The sequence below is a fragment of the Bradyrhizobium sp. 142 genome, assembly GCF_023074015.1.
Classification (GTDB): domain Bacteria; phylum Pseudomonadota; class Alphaproteobacteria; order Rhizobiales; family Xanthobacteraceae; genus Bradyrhizobium.
Window position 1 is genome coordinate 1 of the sequence record NZ_JADPKQ010000350.1, and the last position, 17,075, is coordinate 17,075.

The 17,075-nt window shown below is 63.6% G+C and carries 18 protein-coding genes; 5 read left to right on the top strand and 13 right to left on the bottom strand.

Translation table 11 applies throughout. The features are described from left to right. Positions 1–155: 155 nt before the first annotated feature. From IVA82_RS32635 to IVA82_RS32660, 6 genes are all read right to left on the bottom strand, one after another. On the bottom strand, positions 156–917 hold the full coding sequence (locus tag IVA82_RS32635) for a slipin family protein (RefSeq protein ID WP_247381412.1): 762 nt from the start codon (positions 915–917) through the stop codon (positions 156–158). Then, the gene (locus IVA82_RS32640; RefSeq protein ID WP_247381399.1) at positions 914–2,296 is read right to left on the bottom strand and encodes a nodulation protein NfeD; all 1,383 of its coding nucleotides are present in this window, start codon (positions 2,294–2,296) and stop codon (positions 914–916) included. Before IVA82_RS32640 ends, IVA82_RS32635 begins: the two co-directional genes overlap by 4 nt. A 143-nt stretch (positions 2,297–2,439) precedes the next feature. Next, positions 2,440–3,540: a dihydrolipoamide acetyltransferase family protein gene (locus IVA82_RS32645; protein WP_247381401.1), complete on the bottom strand. Its 1,101-nt coding sequence runs from the start codon at positions 3,538–3,540 to the stop codon at positions 2,440–2,442. 20 nt (positions 3,541–3,560) lie between these two features. After that, a complete protein-coding gene (locus IVA82_RS32650; protein WP_247381403.1) occupies positions 3,561–4,541 on the bottom strand; it encodes an alpha-ketoacid dehydrogenase subunit beta in 981 nt (326 codons plus the stop codon). Further along, entirely contained in the window at positions 4,534–5,631 is a 1,098-nt protein-coding gene (gene pdhA / locus IVA82_RS32655) for a pyruvate dehydrogenase (acetyl-transferring) E1 component subunit alpha (RefSeq protein WP_247381405.1), read from the bottom strand. Before pdhA ends, IVA82_RS32650 begins: the two co-directional genes overlap by 8 nt. A 937-nt stretch (positions 5,632–6,568) precedes the next feature. After that, positions 6,569–7,342 carry a gamma-glutamyl-gamma-aminobutyrate hydrolase family protein gene (locus tag IVA82_RS32660; protein ID WP_247381408.1) on the bottom strand — a complete coding sequence of 258 codons (774 nt, stop codon included), beginning with the start codon at positions 7,340–7,342 and terminating at the stop codon, positions 6,569–6,571. A 236-nt stretch (positions 7,343–7,578) separates the two neighbouring features. Between IVA82_RS32660 and IVA82_RS32665 the strand changes: the two genes are divergently transcribed. Continuing rightward, positions 7,579–8,724, top strand: coding sequence for an AI-2E family transporter (locus IVA82_RS32665; RefSeq protein WP_247493697.1), 1,146 nt, complete (start codon positions 7,579–7,581; stop codon positions 8,722–8,724). 97 nt (positions 8,725–8,821) lie between these two features. Here IVA82_RS32665 and IVA82_RS32670 read toward each other — a convergent pair whose 3' ends face one another. The 6 genes from IVA82_RS32670 to IVA82_RS32695 all read right to left on the bottom strand — a co-directional run bounded on the left by IVA82_RS32670 (position 8,822) and on the right by IVA82_RS32695 (position 12,497). Then, a complete protein-coding gene (locus tag IVA82_RS32670) occupies positions 8,822–9,118 on the bottom strand; it encodes an antibiotic biosynthesis monooxygenase family protein (RefSeq protein ID WP_247387237.1) in 297 nt (98 codons plus the stop codon). Between the two features lie 101 nt (positions 9,119–9,219). Beyond that, on the bottom strand, positions 9,220–9,456 hold the full coding sequence (locus IVA82_RS32675) for a hypothetical protein (protein WP_247387236.1): 237 nt from the start codon (positions 9,454–9,456) through the stop codon (positions 9,220–9,222). A 59-nt stretch (positions 9,457–9,515) separates the two neighbouring features. Next, positions 9,516–10,736: a GGDEF domain-containing protein gene (locus tag IVA82_RS32680; RefSeq protein WP_247387235.1), complete on the bottom strand. Its 1,221-nt coding sequence runs from the start codon at positions 10,734–10,736 to the stop codon at positions 9,516–9,518. Positions 10,737–10,965: 229 nt separating this feature from the next. Further along, on the bottom strand, positions 10,966–11,442 hold the full coding sequence (gene rpsI / locus IVA82_RS32685) for a 30S ribosomal protein S9 (RefSeq protein ID WP_148745852.1): 477 nt from the start codon (positions 11,440–11,442) through the stop codon (positions 10,966–10,968). A 2-nt stretch (positions 11,443–11,444) separates the two neighbouring features. Continuing rightward, positions 11,445–11,909: a 50S ribosomal protein L13 gene (gene rplM, locus IVA82_RS32690; RefSeq protein WP_247387234.1), complete on the bottom strand. Its 465-nt coding sequence runs from the start codon at positions 11,907–11,909 to the stop codon at positions 11,445–11,447. Between the two features lie 159 nt (positions 11,910–12,068). Next, positions 12,069–12,497, bottom strand: a complete 429-nt coding sequence (locus IVA82_RS32695) for a PaaI family thioesterase (RefSeq protein WP_148745854.1) — start codon at positions 12,495–12,497, stop codon at positions 12,069–12,071. A gap of 82 nt (positions 12,498–12,579) precedes the next feature. Here IVA82_RS32695 and IVA82_RS32700 point away from each other — a divergent pair, with 82 nt between their 5' ends. From IVA82_RS32700 to IVA82_RS32715, 4 genes are all read left to right on the top strand, one after another. Next, positions 12,580–13,404 (top strand): enoyl-CoA hydratase, encoded by an 825-nt coding sequence (locus IVA82_RS32700; RefSeq protein ID WP_247387233.1) that lies wholly within the window; start codon positions 12,580–12,582, stop codon positions 13,402–13,404. 99 nt (positions 13,405–13,503) lie between these two features. Then, on the top strand, positions 13,504–14,088 hold the full coding sequence (locus IVA82_RS32705; RefSeq protein WP_247387232.1) for a CoA-binding protein: 585 nt from the start codon (positions 13,504–13,506) through the stop codon (positions 14,086–14,088). 139 nt (positions 14,089–14,227) lie between these two features. Further along, a complete protein-coding gene (locus IVA82_RS32710) occupies positions 14,228–15,508 on the top strand; it encodes an O-acetylhomoserine aminocarboxypropyltransferase (RefSeq protein ID WP_247387231.1) in 1,281 nt (426 codons plus the stop codon). Between the two features lie 118 nt (positions 15,509–15,626). Beyond that, positions 15,627–15,968, top strand: a complete 342-nt coding sequence (locus IVA82_RS32715) for a hypothetical protein (RefSeq protein ID WP_247387230.1) — start codon at positions 15,627–15,629, stop codon at positions 15,966–15,968. Between the two features lie 19 nt (positions 15,969–15,987). Here IVA82_RS32715 and IVA82_RS32720 read toward each other — a convergent pair whose 3' ends face one another. After that, positions 15,988–17,070 carry a COX15/CtaA family protein gene (locus IVA82_RS32720; protein WP_247387229.1) on the bottom strand — a complete coding sequence of 361 codons (1,083 nt, stop codon included), beginning with the start codon at positions 17,068–17,070 and terminating at the stop codon, positions 15,988–15,990. Positions 17,071–17,075 lie beyond the last annotated feature (5 nt).

Sequence of the window (17,075 nt, forward strand, 5' to 3'; positions counted from 1 at the left end):
TCTCGCGATGACGCCCTTGCGCTTCGCTAACCCTTCGCCGCCATCAGGCTGGGTAAAGGACTTCCACCTCCAAGCTGTCGAACATGCTCGGCACACCAAGCAAAAGGCGCTCCGCGAGGGGCGCCTTTTCGTTTTGGAGCGTGGAAACGTTCCAGCTACGGGTTCTCCCGTCGCGGAATCAGATGATCGAGCAGGCCTGCCGGCAGCGGGAAGACGATGGTTGACGACCGCTCGCCCGCGATGTCGTGCAGAGCTGCGAAGTATCGCAGCTGCATCGCCTGCGGCTCCTGCGCGAGGATCCGGCCCGCCTCCACGAGCTTTTCGGCGGCCTGTTGTTCGCCCATCGCGTTGATCACCTTAGCGCGCCGGAGCCGTTCCGCCTCGGCCTGCTTGGCGATCGCGCGTACCATGGTTTCGTTAAGATCGACGTCCTTGATCTCTATGCCGGTGACCTTGATGCCCCAGATGTCGGTCTGCTTGTCGAGGATTTCCTGAATATCGGCGTTCAACCTGTCGCGTTCGGCGAGCATCTCGTCGAGCTCGTGCTTGCCAAGCACCGAACGCAGCGTGGTCTGGGCGAGTTGGCTGGTGGCGGCCATGTAGTCGCCGACCTTGATGATGGCGCGCTCGGGATCGACGATGCGGAAGTAGAGAACGGCGTTGACCTTGACCGAGACGTTGTCGCGCGAAATCACATCCTGGGGCGGCACGACCTGCACCATCACCCTGAGATCGACCTTGACGAGTTGCTGCACGATCGGAATGAGGATGAACAGGCCCGGCCCCTTCACCCCGGTGAACCGGCCGAGCGTGAAGATAACGCCGCGCTCGTATTCCCTGAGAATGCGAATGGCCTGGGTGAGAAACATGACGACGATCAGCGCAAGCACTGCGTAAACCGAATATTCAATCATCAGAGTTGACCTCCCTTGCCGTTCGCAGGATTCGGGCGCCGGACCACCAGCGTCAAGCCGGCGATATTGGCGACCTCGACCCTCTCGCCGGGCTTGAAGGTGTCGGCGCCGCGCGCTTGCCAGCGCTCGCCATGCGTAAAGACGTGCCCCTCGTTCTCGTTCCAGTCGATGACTTCCGCGATCAGGCCTGGCATGGCTAGTGCACCCACCCGTGCCGGACCTTTGCGGGCGCGCCGAAGCGCGCTCAGCACGACGAGAAGGAGACCTATGAACATCGCTGCCGCGAGAGCGATGACCCACCACGACAGCCGGTAACCCGGCGCTTCGATCCTGACCAGCATGACGGCGCCCAACACGAAGGCGACGACGCCGCCAAGGCCGATCACGACGGTCGGATTGAACGCTTCAATGGCGAGGAGCGCGATCCCAACCAGCATCAAGCCGAGACCGGCATAGTTGATCGGCAGCAGGTTGAGAGCGTAGAGGCCGAGCAGCAGGCAGATGGTCCCGACCACACCTGGAGCGACCGCGCCGGGAGACATGAACTCGAAGATCAGGCCGTAGATGCCGACCATCAGCAGAATGAACGCAACGTTGGGATCGGTAATGACAGCCAGGAATCGGGAGATCCATCCGGGATCGACGGCTTCGATCATGGCATTCTGCGTTGCCAAGCGTTGCACCCTGCCGCCCGCGACCTCGACTACGCGACCATCGATTTGCCTGAGCAACTCGGCCGGATCGCGCGCCACGAGATCGATGGCGTGCGCCTCCAACGCGCCGTTGGCGGATAACGTGGCGGCTTCACGGACCGCCTTCTCGGCCCAATCGGCGTTGCGGCCGCGCAGTTCGGCGAGGCTGCGGATAAAGGCGACGGCATCGTTCGTCGCCTTTGCCGTCATCGCGTCCTTCGGCTCATCCTTCTTGTCTTTGTTGTCCTTGTCGGGTGTGCCGCTCGGCAGGCCCGGAAGCGGTCCGCCAATCTGCACCGGCGTCGCGGCACCGATATTGGTGCCCGGCGCCATCGCCGCGATATGAGTCGCATAAAGGATATACGTCCCGGCGCTCGCTGCATGAGCGCCGGCCGGCGCGACGTAGCCGACGACGGGAACGGACGAGCCGAGCACATCCGCGATGATCTCGCGCATGCTGGAGTTGAGGCCTCCAGGGGTGTTCATTCTCAGGATCACGATCTCGGCGTGCCGTTCGCCTGCCTTGACCAAGGCCTCCTTCACGTAGCTGGCCGACGCCGGTCCAATGGCTCCGTCAATCGTGACCGTTAATGCAAGCCGGCCGCTCTCCTCGGCCGATCCGGGAAGGAGGCAAAAAAGCAGAGCGACGATGCTGGTCGTCGCGACGAGGGCCGCCTTTATGATCTGCACGGCAAGGGCTCCCTTGCCACAAATATGGGGTTCCGGTCCGGAACCTCAATGCCCCGGCACAACACACCATATGGGCGTTGTGCGGTGCGCTCGATGAGATGCGGCCGGGTGGCCTTTCGTGCGAGCGCGTCGCAAGCAGCGGTTCACGACATCTGCTCAAGATCCGACTTGAGGGCGACCAGGAAGCGGGCAGCTTCACCACCCGTCACTACGCGATGATCAAAGGTAAGCGATAGCGGCAGCGTGCGCCTCACGGCAGGTTGCCCCCGATGCGGGACCACGCGCTGCGAAATTCGCCCGGCTCCTATGATGGCCGTCTGGGGCGGCACGATGATCAGATTGGCAAACCGGCCGCCCATCATCCCGAAGTTCGATAGCGTAATCGTCGCGCCGCGCAGCTCTTCAGGTGGTATCGAGCGCGCGATGGCGTCGGCCCGGAGCCGGTCAAGCCCGGCCCGCAAGTCCGAAACGCCGCGTCCTGCAATATTGCGCAACACGGGAACGATCAGGCCGCCCTCGGTATCGACGGCGATGCCGAGATCGACGCGCGCCAAGAGACGCCGTTCTCCCGCGCCGGAATTGTACCAGGCATTGAGCGCGGGCTCTGCCTTGCAAGCGGCAGCGATGGCCCGCACCAGGCGGATTGTGACGTCCTCGCCCGTCGGCCAATCGTCAATGTCGGCTTCATCAGTTACCGTAGCTGGGGCAATTTGCGCATGGGCTGCTGCCATGCGTTGGGCCATGGCGCGCCGCATCCCTCGCAGCGGCTCGGCGCCACCGGCTTCGGACATGCCCTTCGCAGCCCGTTCGACATCGGCGCGGGTGATCGTGCCGCCGGGCCCCGTAGCCGCCACGCTCTCCAGATCGACATCGAGCTTGTGCGCGAGGGCGCGCACAGCTGGAAACACCTGACGCTGCGGCCCGGTCGGCGGCGCGGAGGAAATCCCCGTAGCAGGCAGATGTTCGCCGCTACCGAGTTCGCCGACGATTGTGCCCCTGTCCTCTTCGACGCCTTCCGCAAATTCGACGAGAGGCGTGCCGACCTTCACGATGTCGCCCTTGGCGCCGAACACGTGTGCGATGCGTCCGCTCGCCGGCGATGGTATTTCGACCACCGCCTTGTCGGTCTCGACGGAAAGGAGCGGTTGATCGGTGACGACGTGATCGCCCTCGCCGACATACCAGCTGACGATCTCCGCCTCTTCAAGACCTTCGCCAAGATCGGGCAGCGTGAATTGGCGCATGGGACGAGGTCCATTCAGATTCAGCTGAACTGGCAAGTCTTGCGGGCCGCCGTCACAATCCGTTCGACGGAAGGCATGTAGTATTGTTCGAGACGCGCCATCGGAATGACGGTGTCATACCCGGTGACGCGGATCACGGGTGCGAGTAGCGAGGATAGGCCGCGCTCGGCGATGGTCGCGGCGATCTCGGCGCCGAATCCGCCCGTGCGGGCCGCCTCGTGCACGATGACGCAGCGGCCAGTCTTTGCGACCGAGTTGAGGATAGTCTTTTCGTCGTAGGGCTTGAGGGTCGCGAGATCGATGACCTCGGCGGCAATACCATCAGCCGAGAGTGCATCGGCCGCAGCCATGGCTTCCTTCACCATCGCGCCCCAGCTAACAAGCGTGAGGTCGCGACCTTGCCGCAAGACGAAGGCGCGATCCAGCGGCAAGGGCTCACCATTGTCCTCCACTTCGCCCTTGGCCGCGCGATACAGACGTGTCGGCTCGAGAAACACCACTGGATCGGCATCGCTGATCGCAGCGAGGAGAAGTCCATAAGCGCGCTCCGGAGACGAAGGCATGACGACGCGCAAACCGGGAATATGCGCGAGCATCGCCTCGGTGCTTTCAGAATGATGCTCGGGCGCACGGATGCCGGCACCGTGCGGTGTGCGCAAAACCATTGGACAGGTGAGCCGTCCCTGGGTGCGGTTGCGCAATCGGGAGGCATGGTTCACCAGCTGATCCAGGCAGGGATAGATAAACCCCATGAACTGGATCTCGCCGACCGGTTTCAGTCCCTGCGCGGCCATGCCGACGCAAAGCCCGCTGATCAGAAGCTCGGCAAGCGGCGTGTCGAGGACACGCTCCGGTCCAAAACGCTTTTGCAAGCCCGCGGTCGCGCGGAAGACGCCCCCATTGACGCCGACATCTTCACCAAGCACGACCACGTCAGGATCATCCTCCATTGCGCGTGCAAGCGCCAGATTGATGGCTTCGACCAGCGTTGCCTCAGGCATCGTGCTCTCCCGCGAGCTCGCGGCGTTGCGCGGCATAGGCTTCGGGCAGATCGGCATAGAGGTGATCGAACATCGTTTCGGGCCGGCGCGGCGCCGTTGCCAGATAAACGTCGGCCGCTGCATCGACGCGCTCGTGACACTCGGCGGCAAGCTGCTCCTCGTCGACTTTGCTCCACATCTTTTGGGCGACAAGATAATTCCTCAGCCGCGCAATCGGCTCTTCCTTCCAATGCGCTTGGACATCGTCGGCCGAACGATAGCGTGACGCGTCGTCGGAGGTCGTATGGTCGCCGAGCCGGTAGGTGACCGCCTCGATGAGGTGGGGGCCTTTGCCATCACGCGCGGCGGCAATGGCCGCTTCGGCAGCGGCGTGCATGGCCACCACGTCACTCCCGTCGACCCGCTCGCCGGTGAATCCTGCGGCGATCGCCTTTTGTGCCAGCGTTTCGCAAGCCGTCTGCAGTCGCAATGGTACCGAAATGGCCCATTGATTGTTGGCCACCACAAAAACAAGCGGCAATTTGTGCACGCCGGCGAAATTCATCGCTTCGTAGACATCGCCTTTCGAGGTCGCGCCATCGCCGAACAGGCACACCGCGACTCGCGCTTGCTTGCGCAGCTTGAGGGCGTAGGCGACGCCGGCGGCGTGCGGCGCCTGGGATCCGACCGGAACGCAGAACGGGAAGTCATGGGCCGGTCCTGAGAACTGGTTGCCCCGTTCGTCGCCGCCCCAGAACAGCAGGATCTCTTCCGGTCTGACGCCGCGCCAGATCAGCGCGCCATTGTCCCGGTACGAGGGCAGCAGCACATCCTCCCCCCGCATCGCGCTGGCGATGCCGACCGATACCGCCTCCTGACCAAGCGAAACGGCGTAAGTCCCAAGCCGACCGGTCCGCTGCAATGCAACAGCCTTTCGGTCGAATAGACGCAGAAACACCATGGCGCGGTAAAGCGCGGTGAGCAGCTTGGCGTCGGAGGCGAAGGCGGGAAGCGGCCGCTGAATCGAGCCGTCTGGCGCGAGGTAGCTGCGATAACACACCTCGAAGCGCGCAATGACAGGGAGATCCTGATTTATCCTTCGGCTGGCCACGCTCTCGCTCCCGGAGCGATTGTGCCCTCTACAACTCATTCAGGTGGTGTTTGTGCCAGACGATGCAAGACCGCCGCAGGACTGCTCGGCAGGGTTCGCAATCCTTGCTGCACCGCCGCTTGCGGGCGGTCGATTCACACGATCATAGGTCGCGTCATTGAGAAGGATCAACCGCATGATGTTTGCGCTTATGGACGCCCACGGCGACGGAGCCATCTCGTTGGCAGAGTTTTAGGCGGCCCATTGAGCGAATTTTCAAGGCAATGGATAACAAGTGAGACACGATAATGCCTGTGACAGGCATTCTGAGGATGATCTGTGGCAGCAAGAGCAAAGAACCATCAGTTTCGGACGGCCTACAAACTGAAGGCAGCTCGCAACGTATGGCGACAAGCGTTCTGCGCTCGCGCGCGCAAATGTCCGCATCGACGACGTTGCTGCTCGTCGCATCACGACGCCGCCTCCTCGCCGTCATTCCGGGATGCGTGCGCAAGCGCGCAGGCCCGGAATCCATCGGGCTGCGTATTCCGCCGCGCAATGCATCGCTCCCCGAGGAGAACACGAACGACACCGTTAAAACCATCCGCGTAGGGAAGGTCGGGCGATCGACTACACTTGTGGTCCAACCCGTGTGCATTACCGTAGCGCACGGACCAAGGGTGCCGCTGGCGCCCGGCCTTCCCTGCGCCCTTTGGTCTCCATTGGGCGGGACGAACCGCAAAGCTCGGGCAAAACCTGCCGCGAGACTACGAAGGCGTGTCTGCCATTGCCATTCGGAAAGCCACTTGAAAGATCGATGCAGTTGCCCGGACTCGCCATTGCGTGCGCAGCGAAGAAATCCAGAATCCCGCCGCGGAAAGACTCTGGATTGCTTCGCTGCGCTCGCAATGACGGTGTGGCGAAAGCATGCCTAAAAAGCCTGTCAGCCTCGGACCGCCTACGCCGCCGCTCGCTGCCGCTCCACCAGCGCTTCGCCGAAAGACTCGAACAGCTTGCGGTTGATCGGATTGTGCTGGGGGTCGTATTCGGCGTGCCATTGCACGCCGAGCGCAAAGGTCGGGGCTTCCGCGATGCGAATCGCCTCGATGGTGCCGTCCTCGGCAATGCCTTCGATCAGCACGCGCTTGCCGGGATCGAGGATGCCCTGGCCGTGCAGCGAATTGACCCGGATCCTCTCGCAGCCGAGCAGCTCTGCAAACGCCCCGCCGGGCGTGAGATCGACGTCGTGGCGGTCGGCAAAGATCACGGTCGGATCGGGATGGATCTCGCCGTTCTCCAGCCGCGGCATACGGTGGTTCATGCGGCCGGGAATTTCGCGGATTTCGGGATGCAGCGAGCCGCCGAAGGCGACGTTCATTTCCTGGAGGCCCCGGCAGATGCCGAACAGCGGGATACCGCGGGCGACGCAGGCGACCGAGAGCGCCAGCGCGACCTCGTCGCGATGGATATCGTAGGGCTCGTGCTTCTCGCAGGGGTCGACGTTGAAACGGGTCGGGTGGACATTGGCGCGGGCGCCGGTGAGGATGATGCCGTCGACCGCATCGAGCAGCGCGGCGATATCGGTGATGTCGGGCGAGCCCGCGAACATCAGCGGCAAGCCGCCGGAGACCTCGGCCACGGCGCGCAAATTACGCTCGCCGACCATCTGGACCTGAAATCGATTCTCGACGCGATGGGCATTCCCGATCACGCCGACGACCGGCTTTCTCATCGCCCGTTCCGACCTCCCGTAAGAAGATTCTCCAAACATGCCCTCCCCATGGAACAAATTCAACCGAAGGGATCGCGGGACGGCAATGCTATTTTCGCGCAGAGTCCCGCCCCAAGGGCCGACCAAGGGCCGACCAAGGGCCGGGTGCGGATCCTGCGCCCCGCTCCGGCTTGATCCCGGGCGGGATTTCGCGAAAGAGTGCCCCGCCCGCCCGCCGCCTTCGAAAAGGACGTGACGTGACCATTCCCGCAGACGAACGGCTCCGGACCCGCACCGATCTGGCTCGAGATCAGGCTTGGGCAATTTCGGTCGGCGGCATCGGCGTGGTGCTGTTCGCCGCGCTACTCGCCTTCACCTGGTATTTTGCCACCACCCTGCTGCTGATCTTCACCGGCATGCTGCTCGGCGTCGGTCTTAACGCGCTGACCAACGCGCTCGGCCGCCGCGTTCACCTGCCGCATACGTTACGGCTTGCGATTGTCTGCGTCGCGCTTGCTCTGATGCTGGCAGGCGTGGCCTATCTCGGCGGGGCCACGATCGCCGAGCAGGCCTCCTTGCTCAGCAAAACCATCAAGTCGCAGATTACCAACGTCAGGTCATTCCTCGAGAACCACGGCATCGATACCAGCTTCTTCGATTTCGGCAGCGCCGCCCCCGCCGCCTCCACGGACGCGGCAACCACGCCCACCCCGAACCCGCCCTCGCACGGCCAGTTGCCGGGCGCAGGCGCCCTCGCCTCCAGCGGCGGGGCGATCGTGAGCCAGACCTTCAAGCTACTGCTCGGCACCATCAACGCGGTCGGCAATGTGTTCATCGTGCTGTTTCTCGGGCTGGCCTTCACCGCCCAGCCGAGCATCTATCATGACGGCCTGTTGTTCCTCGCACCGGCAAGGCATCGGATCCGCGTGACCCTGGTCATCGACCGGATCAGCGAGACGCTGGAGCGCTGGCTGATCGCCCAAATCATCGTCATGCTCGTAGTCGGCGCAGTGACCTGGATCGGGCTTGCCGTCATCGGCATCCCCGGCTCGTTCATCCTGGGAATCCAGGCCGGCCTTCTCGCCTTCATCCCGACCGTCGGCGCCATCATTGCCGGCGTCGTGGTGGTGCTGGCGAGCCTCGCCTCAGGGTGGATCGCGGCGCTGTCCGCGCTCATCCTGTTCCTCGGCGTGCACGCGATGGAGAGCTATGTGCTGACGCCGCTGCTCCAGCGCCAGGCGCTCGACATTCCGCCCGCCACGCTGTTCGCGTTCCAGATCCTGCTCGGCGTCGTGTTCGGAATCTGGGGCTTGGCCTTGGCGCTGCCATTGGTGGCCATCGCCAAGGTCATGATCGACCATTTCAAGACGTATGAGGCGACGCCCCGGGCCGAAGCCGCCTGAGCACGATCCGGACCCGAAGGGCCGCGTTAGCGCAAAGTGCGCAGCGGTTTTCCCTCGCGACAAACGCGGAACGCGTTTGCGCGTTGGCGGAGAGTCCTCAGGCGGTCAGCAAAGTCTCGGTGTGCTCGACCTCGGGGGGCGAGGCAAAATACTGGCCGACGAGGCCGCGCCATTCGGCAAAATTCTCCGAGCCGCGGAAATCGACAGTGTGGTTTTCCAGCGTTTCCCACTTCACCATCAGCCGGTAGCGCTGCGGCTTCTCAATGGATTTGTGCAGCTCGAAACCGTGAAAACCCTTGGCGCGGCCGAAGGCGGCCTTGGCCTTGGCGACGGCGGCTTCAAAGTCCTTCTCGCTGCCCGGCTTGACGTCGATTTGCGCGATCTCGGTGATCATCGGTTTCCACCCTTTTTGTTAGATGGGCGTATCTACCGCAGCCGGCGACAAAGAAAAAGGCGCCGGAACGGCGCCCTGATCGGCTGAAAATGCGGGCGGGCTCAGGCAAGCAGCAGAACGGTGCCTGCGACGATGAGCGCGCAACCGACGAACAGCGCGAGCGGCCAGTAGCTGCGGCTCTGGATATAGCGTCCCTGCGCGCGGCGCTCGGTGATCAGCGCCGTCTCGTATTCGTCGGCGGTGGAGAACACGCAGGCGAAGCCGCCGCGCGCCGAAGCCGCAGCGGCTTCGAGCGACATCAGCGCGGCCTGCGGGTTCTGTCGACGGATCGATTCCATGACCGCAATGGTAGGGATCGAATGGTAAACAAGCGATTACCGCGAGGCCTCGTCGGGGCTCAGGCCGTGGCCGGTTGCGGTCGCGGCACACTGACACGCGCCGCGCTCTGGCGCCGCCAGTTCTCCAGCGACAGCGGCAGCTCCTCCGCCGCCTCGACGCGGTTGCGGCCGCCGCGCTTGGCCTGGTAGAGCGCGGTGTCGGCCGAAGCCAGCAACACCTCAAGTTCGGTGCCGGCCGGACCACCGGCCACGCCGATGCTGACCGTGGTATCGACCGGGCCTTCATCGACCACGACGCCGGAGGTCTCGAACGCCTCGCGTACGCGCTCGGCAACCAGCACGCCCTCCTCCAGCGAGCACGGCAGCAGCGCTGCGAACTCCTCGCCGCCGATCCGGCCCGAGAGGTCAGAGATGCGCAAATTGCTGACGACGATGGTCGAGAACAGTTTCAGCATCTCGTCGCCGGCGGGATGGCCGAAGCGATCGTTGATTGACTTGAAATGGTCGATGTCGAAGATCATCACGGTCACCGGCCGGCCGGCCTTGGCCTCGCGCTCGATCACCCGCGTACAGGCCTCCGAGAAACCACGACGGTTGAGCATGCCGGTCAGGGGATCCGTCGACGCGGCGGTGCGGTGCACGGTGACCGTGCGCTCCGACACCAGCATGAAGATCACGAACACGGTGCCGACGGCATAGAGCACGAGCTCGACCGCGAACACGGTGACCCAGATGCTGCCGGAGAAGCCGGCGTCGTTCGGGCGCAAGAAGCTGCCGATCAGAATCGGCAGCATCAACACGCAGCCGTGCATCACCGGTACCACGAAGGCCGGCCAGCGGCGCTGCAGGCTCTTGCGCCGTTCGACCCAGAGCTCGCTCGCGGTCAGCGCCGCATAGAGCGAGACGATGCCGGCGCCGATAATCATGCGCAGCATGGACGCCGCGGGATCGAGCAGCGTCACGGCCGCGACCCACGCAAGCGCGCCGAGCACGAGGCCGGGCCAGTTCGGCTTGCGGCCGTGGAAGACGCGCGCGGCATTCCACACCATACCGCAGGCGACGAACCCGACCGCGTTCAGCGCCAGATAGAGCTGCGGACCGAGCTTGTCGCCGGCCGCAGTCCACAGCGCGACGGAGGCAGCGCCGAGAAGATACGCCGTGCCCCACCATTTCAGTGCAGAGCTGTTCTCCTGCCTGCCAAAAAACACCATCATGGCGCCGAGCAATGCGGCAACCATGGTGGCGACCAAATAGAGCGTGATGCTATCGAGCGACATCATGTCGGCCCCCTCTTAAACATAGCAGTTACGCGACCGGCCCAGCCGATTTGCGCGCCCTTCCAAATGCGACGCTATGTCCCGCGAGTTCCATTCAGGTTTTCATGCAAGGCCAAGTTTTCCGGAAACACGCCATCAATTTGCATACAAACGAACAACAAAAAGGGCGCTGAAATCAGCGCCCTTTTGCATCTCATTGAAGCCGCTTTCGCGACGAATGTGACCGAAGCGATTAACGCTTCGAGAACTGGAAGGACCGGCGGGCCTTGGCCTTGCCGTACTTCTTGCGCTCGACCACGCGGGAGTCGCGGGTGAGGAAGCCGCCCTTCTTGAGCACTGTGCGCAGCTCCGGCTCGAAATAGGTCAGCGCCTTGGAGATGCCGTGACGCACGGCACCGGCCTGGCCGGACAGACCGCCGCCGGCGACGGTGCAGACCACGTCGTACTGGCCGGCACGCGCTGCCACGACGAACGGCTGCTCGATCATCATGCGCAGCACGGGACGGGCGAAATAGACCTCGACCTCACGCGCGTTGACGGTGACCTTGCCGGCGCCCGGCTTGATCCAGACGCGGGCGACCGCGTCCTTGCGCTTGCCGGTGGCGTAGGCGCGGTTGAACTTGTCGACCTTCTTCTCGTGTCTGGGCGCGTCGGGCGCGGCTGTCTTGAGCTGCGAGAGCTGGTCGAGCGACTGAATGGATTCGGCCATGGTTATGCGGCCCTCGTGTTCTTGCGGTTCAACTTGGCGATGTCGAGCTTTTCCGGCGTCTGCGCCTCGTGCGGATGATCGGCCCCGCCGTAGACGCGGAGGTTGCCCATCTGCACGCGACCGAGCGGACCACGCGGGATCATGCGCTCGACAGCCTTCTCGAGCACGCGCTCGGGATGCTTGCCCTCGAGGACCTGGCGCGCGGTGCGCTCCTTGATGTGGCCGACATAACCGGTGTGCTTGTAATAGGTCTTCTGCTCGCGCTTGCGACCGGTAAGGACCGCATGCTGCGCATTGATGATGATGACGTTGTCGCCGCAATCAACGTGCGGTGTGTAGGTCGGGAGGTGCTTGCCGCGCAGGCGCATGGCGACGATGGTGGCGAGGCGGCCGACGACCAGACCTTTGGCGTCGATCAGCACCCACTTCTTCGTCACCTCAGCCGGCTTTGCCGAAAAGGTTTTCATATCGGAGTTTCCGTGGACGGGGAGACATCGGCGCGAACACCGCACCGGACTGCGCGGTTTTCTAGAGAAGAGACGCGCAGCGGTCAATGCCCAAAGACGGAAATTACTTCAACAAAATCATTGGCTTAAAAATATGGTGCTATATTACCTGCAAAAACCTCAAACAGTTGGAATGGAATAGGTCGATGTGACATGGGCAATCGGATCGGGCGACGTTCCCGACAACAGATTTACCTCGCCGACCGCCAGGCGCTTGCCGAGCTTGAGAAGCCGGGCCTCGGCGAGCACGTCCTGGCCGGGCTGGCCCTTGCGAAGGAAGTTGATGTTGAGATTGGTGGTGACCGCGAGCCCGATTGGCCCGATCGCCGACAGCAGCACCACGTACATCCCGAAATCCGCCAGCGCCATCAGCGTCGGACCCGACACGGTTCCGCCCGGCCGCAGCATCTTTTCGCTGTAGCGCTGGCGCAAAAGGCAGGTCTGGCCGTCCGCACTCTCGATCGTGATGTCGCCGCCACTGAAGGCCTGGGGAAACTCGTCACGGAGAAACAGCTCGAGCTCCGCCACGCTCATTTTTGCTAACGCCATGCCCCCTCACCCTCGCTTCACGTCGCCTGTTACATTAAGTTATCTGCGTCATCCAACTGCAATAACCCAAGCGGAATCTTCAATGTCCGTCCAGCCCGTCCGCATCCCCTCCCCGGAACCGCCGATCCTGCTGCGGGAGATCGTCGGCAATGTCGCCGTGTTGACGCTGAACCGCCCCGCCGCGCGCAACAGCCTGTCGGAGACGATGATCGGCCAGCTGCATGCGAGCTTCAACGCGATTGCCGAGGACAAGCGCATCCGCGCCGCCGTCATCGCCGCCAACGGCCCGGCCTTTTCCGCCGGCCACGACATGAAGGAATTGACCGCGCGCCGCAGCGACCCCGATCGCGGCCGAGCCTATTTCGCAGCGATCATGAACGCCTGCAGCGCGATGATGCAGGCGATCGTGCGTCTGCCCAAGCCGGTGGTCGCTGCCGTCCAGGGGATCGCGACGGCGGCCGGCTGCCAACTCGTGGCGAGCTGCGATCTTGCGATCGCTTCGGAGGCCGCAAGCTTCGCCACGCCAGGCGTCGATATCGGCCTGTTCTGCTCGACGCCGATGGTGGCGCTGTCACGCAACGTACCGCGCAAGCAGGCCATGGAGATGCTGCTGACAGGCGAGCCGATCCCGGCCGCGCGCGCCCGCGAGATCGGTCTCGTCAACCGCGTCGTCGCCGCAGGCACCGAACGCGATGCCGCGATCGAACTGGCAGAAAGGGTTGCGCTGAAATCGGCCTACACCGTCAAGCTCGGCAAGGAGGCGTTCTACCGCCAGGCCGAAATGAGCCTTGCCGAGGCCTATCGCTATGCGGCAGAGGTGATGACCGAGAACATGATGGCGCGCGACGCCGAGGAAGGCATCGGCGCCTTCATCGAGAAGCGCACGCCGACCTGGCGGGACGAGTAGAGTTGTCATTGCGAGCGAAGCGAAGCAATCCAGGATGGCTCCGCGGCGACAGTCTGGATTGCTTCGCTTCGCTCGCAATGACAACATGAAAAGACGAACATGAACCACGACGCTTATCCCGACAATTACATCCGTGGCATCCTCAACAGCGTGAAGTCGATCGCGATGGTCGGCGCCTCGCCGGTGAATGTGCGGCCGAGCTATTTTGCGTTCAAATATCTGGCGCAGCGCGGCTACGACATGATCCCGGTCAATCCCGGCCATGTCGGCAAGGATCTGCTCGGCAATCCATTCGTCGCCTCGCTTCGCGACATCGGCCGCCCCATCGACATGATCGACATTTTCCGCAACTCCAGCCACATCATGCCCGTGGTCGAGGAGGCGCTGTCGCTCGAGCCGCTGCCGAAGGTGATCTGGATGCAATTAGGGGCGCGCGACGATGCGGCGGCGGAAAAGGCCGAGGCTGTCGGCATCAAGGTCGTGATGAACCGCTGCCCCAAGATCGAGTATGGCCGGTTGTCGTCGGAAATCTCCTGGATGGGCGTCAATTCGCGCACGCTGAGCTCCAAGCGCGCGCCAGCGCCGACGCAAGGCATGCGCTTATCCCTCAATCGGATGAGTGTTGGTGGCGGCGACACCGCGGCATCGGATCGCGCCGCCAAAAACAAGAGCGAGCAAAGCTGACGCAATTGCGAAGCATTCATTTCGCGAACCCGACAAGGCGTAGCACGATCGCTCTGATGTGAACCGGCGCCTTGACGACAGGCGCTGTGACGATCAGCATGCCGCGCCATTTCGGACCACAAGAACAGGACGCCATCTAATGAGCGATCGCCTTCCGGGATTTTCGACCCTCGCCGTGCATGCCGGCGCACAGCCCGATCCCACCACCGGTGCGCGCGCGACGCCGATTTATCAAACGACGTCTTTCGTCTTCAACGACGCCGACCACGCCGCCTCGCTGTTCGGCTTGCAGGCATTCGGCAACATCTATACTCGCATCGGCAATCCCACCAACGCCGTGCTGGAAGAGCGCGTTGCCGCGCTCGAAGGGGGCACGGCTGCGCTCGCAGTCGCCTCGGGCCATGCCGCGCAGGTCGTGGTGCTGCAGCAATTGCTCCAGCCCGGCGACGAGTTCATCGCTGCGCGAAAGCTCTATGGCGGCTCGATCAACCAGTTCACGCACGCCTTCAAGAGCTTTGGCTGGAACGTTGTGTGGGCCGATCCCGACGACATCGCGAGCTTCGAGCGCGCGGTGACGCCGCGCACCAAAGCGATCTTCATCGAATCCATCGCCAATCCCGGCGGCAGCATCACCGACATCGAGGCGATCTCGACGGTGGCGCGCAAGGCGGGCGTGCCGCTGATCGTCGACAATACACTGGCATCGCCCTATCTGATCCGACCGATCGATCACGGCGCCGACATCGTCGTGCACTCGTTGACGAAATTCTTGGGCGGCCATGGCAATTCGCTCGGTGGCATCATCGTCGATGCCGGCACCTTCGACTGGTCGACGGGCGGCAAATATCCCATGCTCTCGGAGCCGCGGCCGGAATATCACGGCATCAGGCTGCAAGAGACCTTCGGCAATTTCGCCTTCGCGATCGCCTGCCGCGTGCTCGGCTTGCGCGACCTTGGACCCGCGCTGTCGCCGTTCAACGCCTTCATGATCCTCACCGGCATCGAGACGCTGCCGCTGCGCATGCAGAAGCACTGCGACAACGCAAAGGCGGTCGCCGAATTCCTCACCGGCCATCCGGCGGTGGCCTCGGTGAGCTATGCCGGCCTTGCCAGTGACAAGTACAACCAGCTCGCGCGCAAATACGCGCCGAAGGGCGCGGGCGCCGTGTTCACCTTCAGCCTGAAGGGCGGCTACGACGCCGGCGTCAGCCTGGTCGAGAAATTGCAGTTGTTTTCGCACCTTGCGAATGTCGGCGACACCCGTTCGCTCGTCATCCATCCGGCCTCGACCACGCACAGCCAGCTCGACGACGCCGCCAAGGTCAGGTCCGGCGCCGGTCCCGACGTGGTGCGGCTCTCGATCGGCATCGAGGACAAGGAAGACCTGATTGCGGATCTGGAACAGGCGCTGAGCGCGTAGCTTTCCTGGTCATTCCGGGGCGCTTGTGCGCCTCGGAATGACGGACCTCGTTAACAGTCATTAACCATAACTGCCGCATACATCGTTGCTGGATCGCCCCTTTGATTCGGAGCCGACGATGCTGCGCTGGATGGTGCCTGCCTTTGCCGCGACGCTGACCATCTCGGCCGCCCTCGCCGCCGATCTTCCTGCCACGCCGAAGCGGCGGGCAACGGCGCCGCCGGAACCTTCGAAGGTCTTTGTCGAGACTGATCCGGATGCGCTGATCTCGCCTGCCTACGGCATCGGCAGCTACATACGCAATCTGCCGGGCACGCCACTCCTGCCCGGCTCGCACACGCTGCCGGGCTACTACGGCCGCCCCTGGGACTACGACTATCAGGGCTCGTATTACGGCGGCAAGCAGGTCGATTATTTCTGGCGGCTACCCTACTCGTGCGGCATCTACGGCTATTGCTAATCAGCCGGGCTGATAGTGATCAGCCGGGCTGACTGATGGGAACCGCGCGCGGCTGTGCGCCGATTGAATGACGGATGGCCAGCCGCTCCGCCTGCATCACCGCCAGCGTCAGCACCACGATCGCGACCGCCTGGTGCGCGAGCGCGAAATCAAGCGGCACCTGGTTGAGCAAGGTGAGGATGCCGAGCACCGCTTGCAGGCTCACCGCCGCGAACAGCCAGAGCGCGCCGCTTGCCGCCGCCCCCGCGCGCGACCGCACCGCATCGACCGCGTGAAGCGCCGCCAGCACGAACAGCGCATAGGCCGTCATGCGGTGCTCGAACTGCACAGTCAGCACATTGTCGAACATGTTGCGCCACCATGGCGTCTCGAACCACAGCCGATCCGCCGACGGAATGAACGCACCATCGATCGTCGGCCAGGTGTTGTAGGCACGCCCGGCACGCAGGCCCGCAACCAGCGCGCCGAAATAGATCTGCAGGAAGGTCAGCCCGAGCAGCAGCCCACTCGTCAGCCGCAGCCGCGCAGGTGCGGCGATCGGCGGCCGCTCGGACAGCCGCCGTACCGTCCAGACGATGCCGGCGAAGATCAGAAGCGCGAGCACGAGATGCGTCGCCAGCCGATACTGCGATACCTCGACACGCTCCGTGAGGCCCGAGGCCACCATCCACCAGCCGACCGCGCCCTGGAGCCCGCCGAGGGCGAACAGCAGCCAGAGCCGCCGCTTCAATTCACGGGGCAGTCCGCCCCGCCACAGGAAGAAAAGAAACGGCAGCAGATATGCGACGCCGATGAAGCGGCCGAGCAGTCGGTGGCTCCACTCCCACCAGAAGATCTCCTTGAACTCGGACAGGCTCATGCCGGCATTGAGCTCGCGATATTGCGGGATCTTCTTGTAGGCCTCGAACGCCTCAGTCCACTGTGTCTCCGCGAGCGGTGGAACGCTGCCCGTCATGGGCTTCCATTCGACGATCGAGAGTCCGGATTCCGTCAGCCGTGTCGCACCGCCGACCAGCACCATCAGCGCGATCAGTGCGGCCACGGAAATCAGCCACCAGCGCACGGCGCGATGCGGCTCGGACGGGGCGGAAATCGTCGTCATTTCGG

What these genes read in the sequence shown, in the direction of transcription:
- IVA82_RS32645 (WP_247381401.1), bottom strand. Translation starts at nt 3,540, where the DNA reads ATGCGCCAATTCACGCTGCCCGATCTTGGCGAAGGTCTTGAAGAGGCG.
- IVA82_RS32650 (WP_247381403.1), bottom strand. Translation starts at nt 4,541, where the DNA reads ATGCCTGAGGCAACGCTGGTCGAAGCCATCAATCTGGCGCTTGCACGC.
- IVA82_RS32660 (WP_247381408.1), bottom strand. Translation starts at nt 7,342, where the DNA reads ATGAGAAAGCCGGTCGTCGGCGTGATCGGGAATGCCCATCGCGTCGAG.
- IVA82_RS32670 (WP_247387237.1), bottom strand. Translation starts at nt 9,118, where the DNA reads ATGATCACCGAGATCGCGCAAATCGACGTCAAGCCGGGCAGCGAGAAG.
- IVA82_RS32675 (WP_247387236.1), bottom strand. Translation starts at nt 9,456, where the DNA reads ATGGAATCGATCCGTCGACAGAACCCGCAGGCCGCGCTGATGTCGCTC.
- IVA82_RS32680 (WP_247387235.1), bottom strand. Translation starts at nt 10,736, where the DNA reads ATGATGTCGCTCGATAGCATCACGCTCTATTTGGTCGCCACCATGGTT.
- rpsI (WP_148745852.1), bottom strand. Translation starts at nt 11,442, where the DNA reads ATGGCCGAATCCATTCAGTCGCTCGACCAGCTCTCGCAGCTCAAGACA.
- rplM (WP_247387234.1), bottom strand. Translation starts at nt 11,909, where the DNA reads ATGAAAACCTTTTCGGCAAAGCCGGCTGAGGTGACGAAGAAGTGGGTG.
- IVA82_RS32695 (WP_148745854.1), bottom strand. Translation starts at nt 12,497, where the DNA reads ATGGCGTTAGCAAAAATGAGCGTGGCGGAGCTCGAGCTGTTTCTCCGT.
- IVA82_RS32700 (WP_247387233.1), top strand. Translation starts at nt 12,580, where the DNA reads ATGTCCGTCCAGCCCGTCCGCATCCCCTCCCCGGAACCGCCGATCCTG.
- IVA82_RS32705 (WP_247387232.1), top strand. Translation starts at nt 13,504, where the DNA reads ATGAACCACGACGCTTATCCCGACAATTACATCCGTGGCATCCTCAAC.
- IVA82_RS32710 (WP_247387231.1), top strand. Translation starts at nt 14,228, where the DNA reads ATGAGCGATCGCCTTCCGGGATTTTCGACCCTCGCCGTGCATGCCGGC.
- IVA82_RS32715 (WP_247387230.1), top strand. Translation starts at nt 15,627, where the DNA reads ATGCTGCGCTGGATGGTGCCTGCCTTTGCCGCGACGCTGACCATCTCG.
- IVA82_RS32720 (WP_247387229.1), bottom strand. Translation starts at nt 17,070, where the DNA reads ATGACGACGATTTCCGCCCCGTCCGAGCCGCATCGCGCCGTGCGCTGG.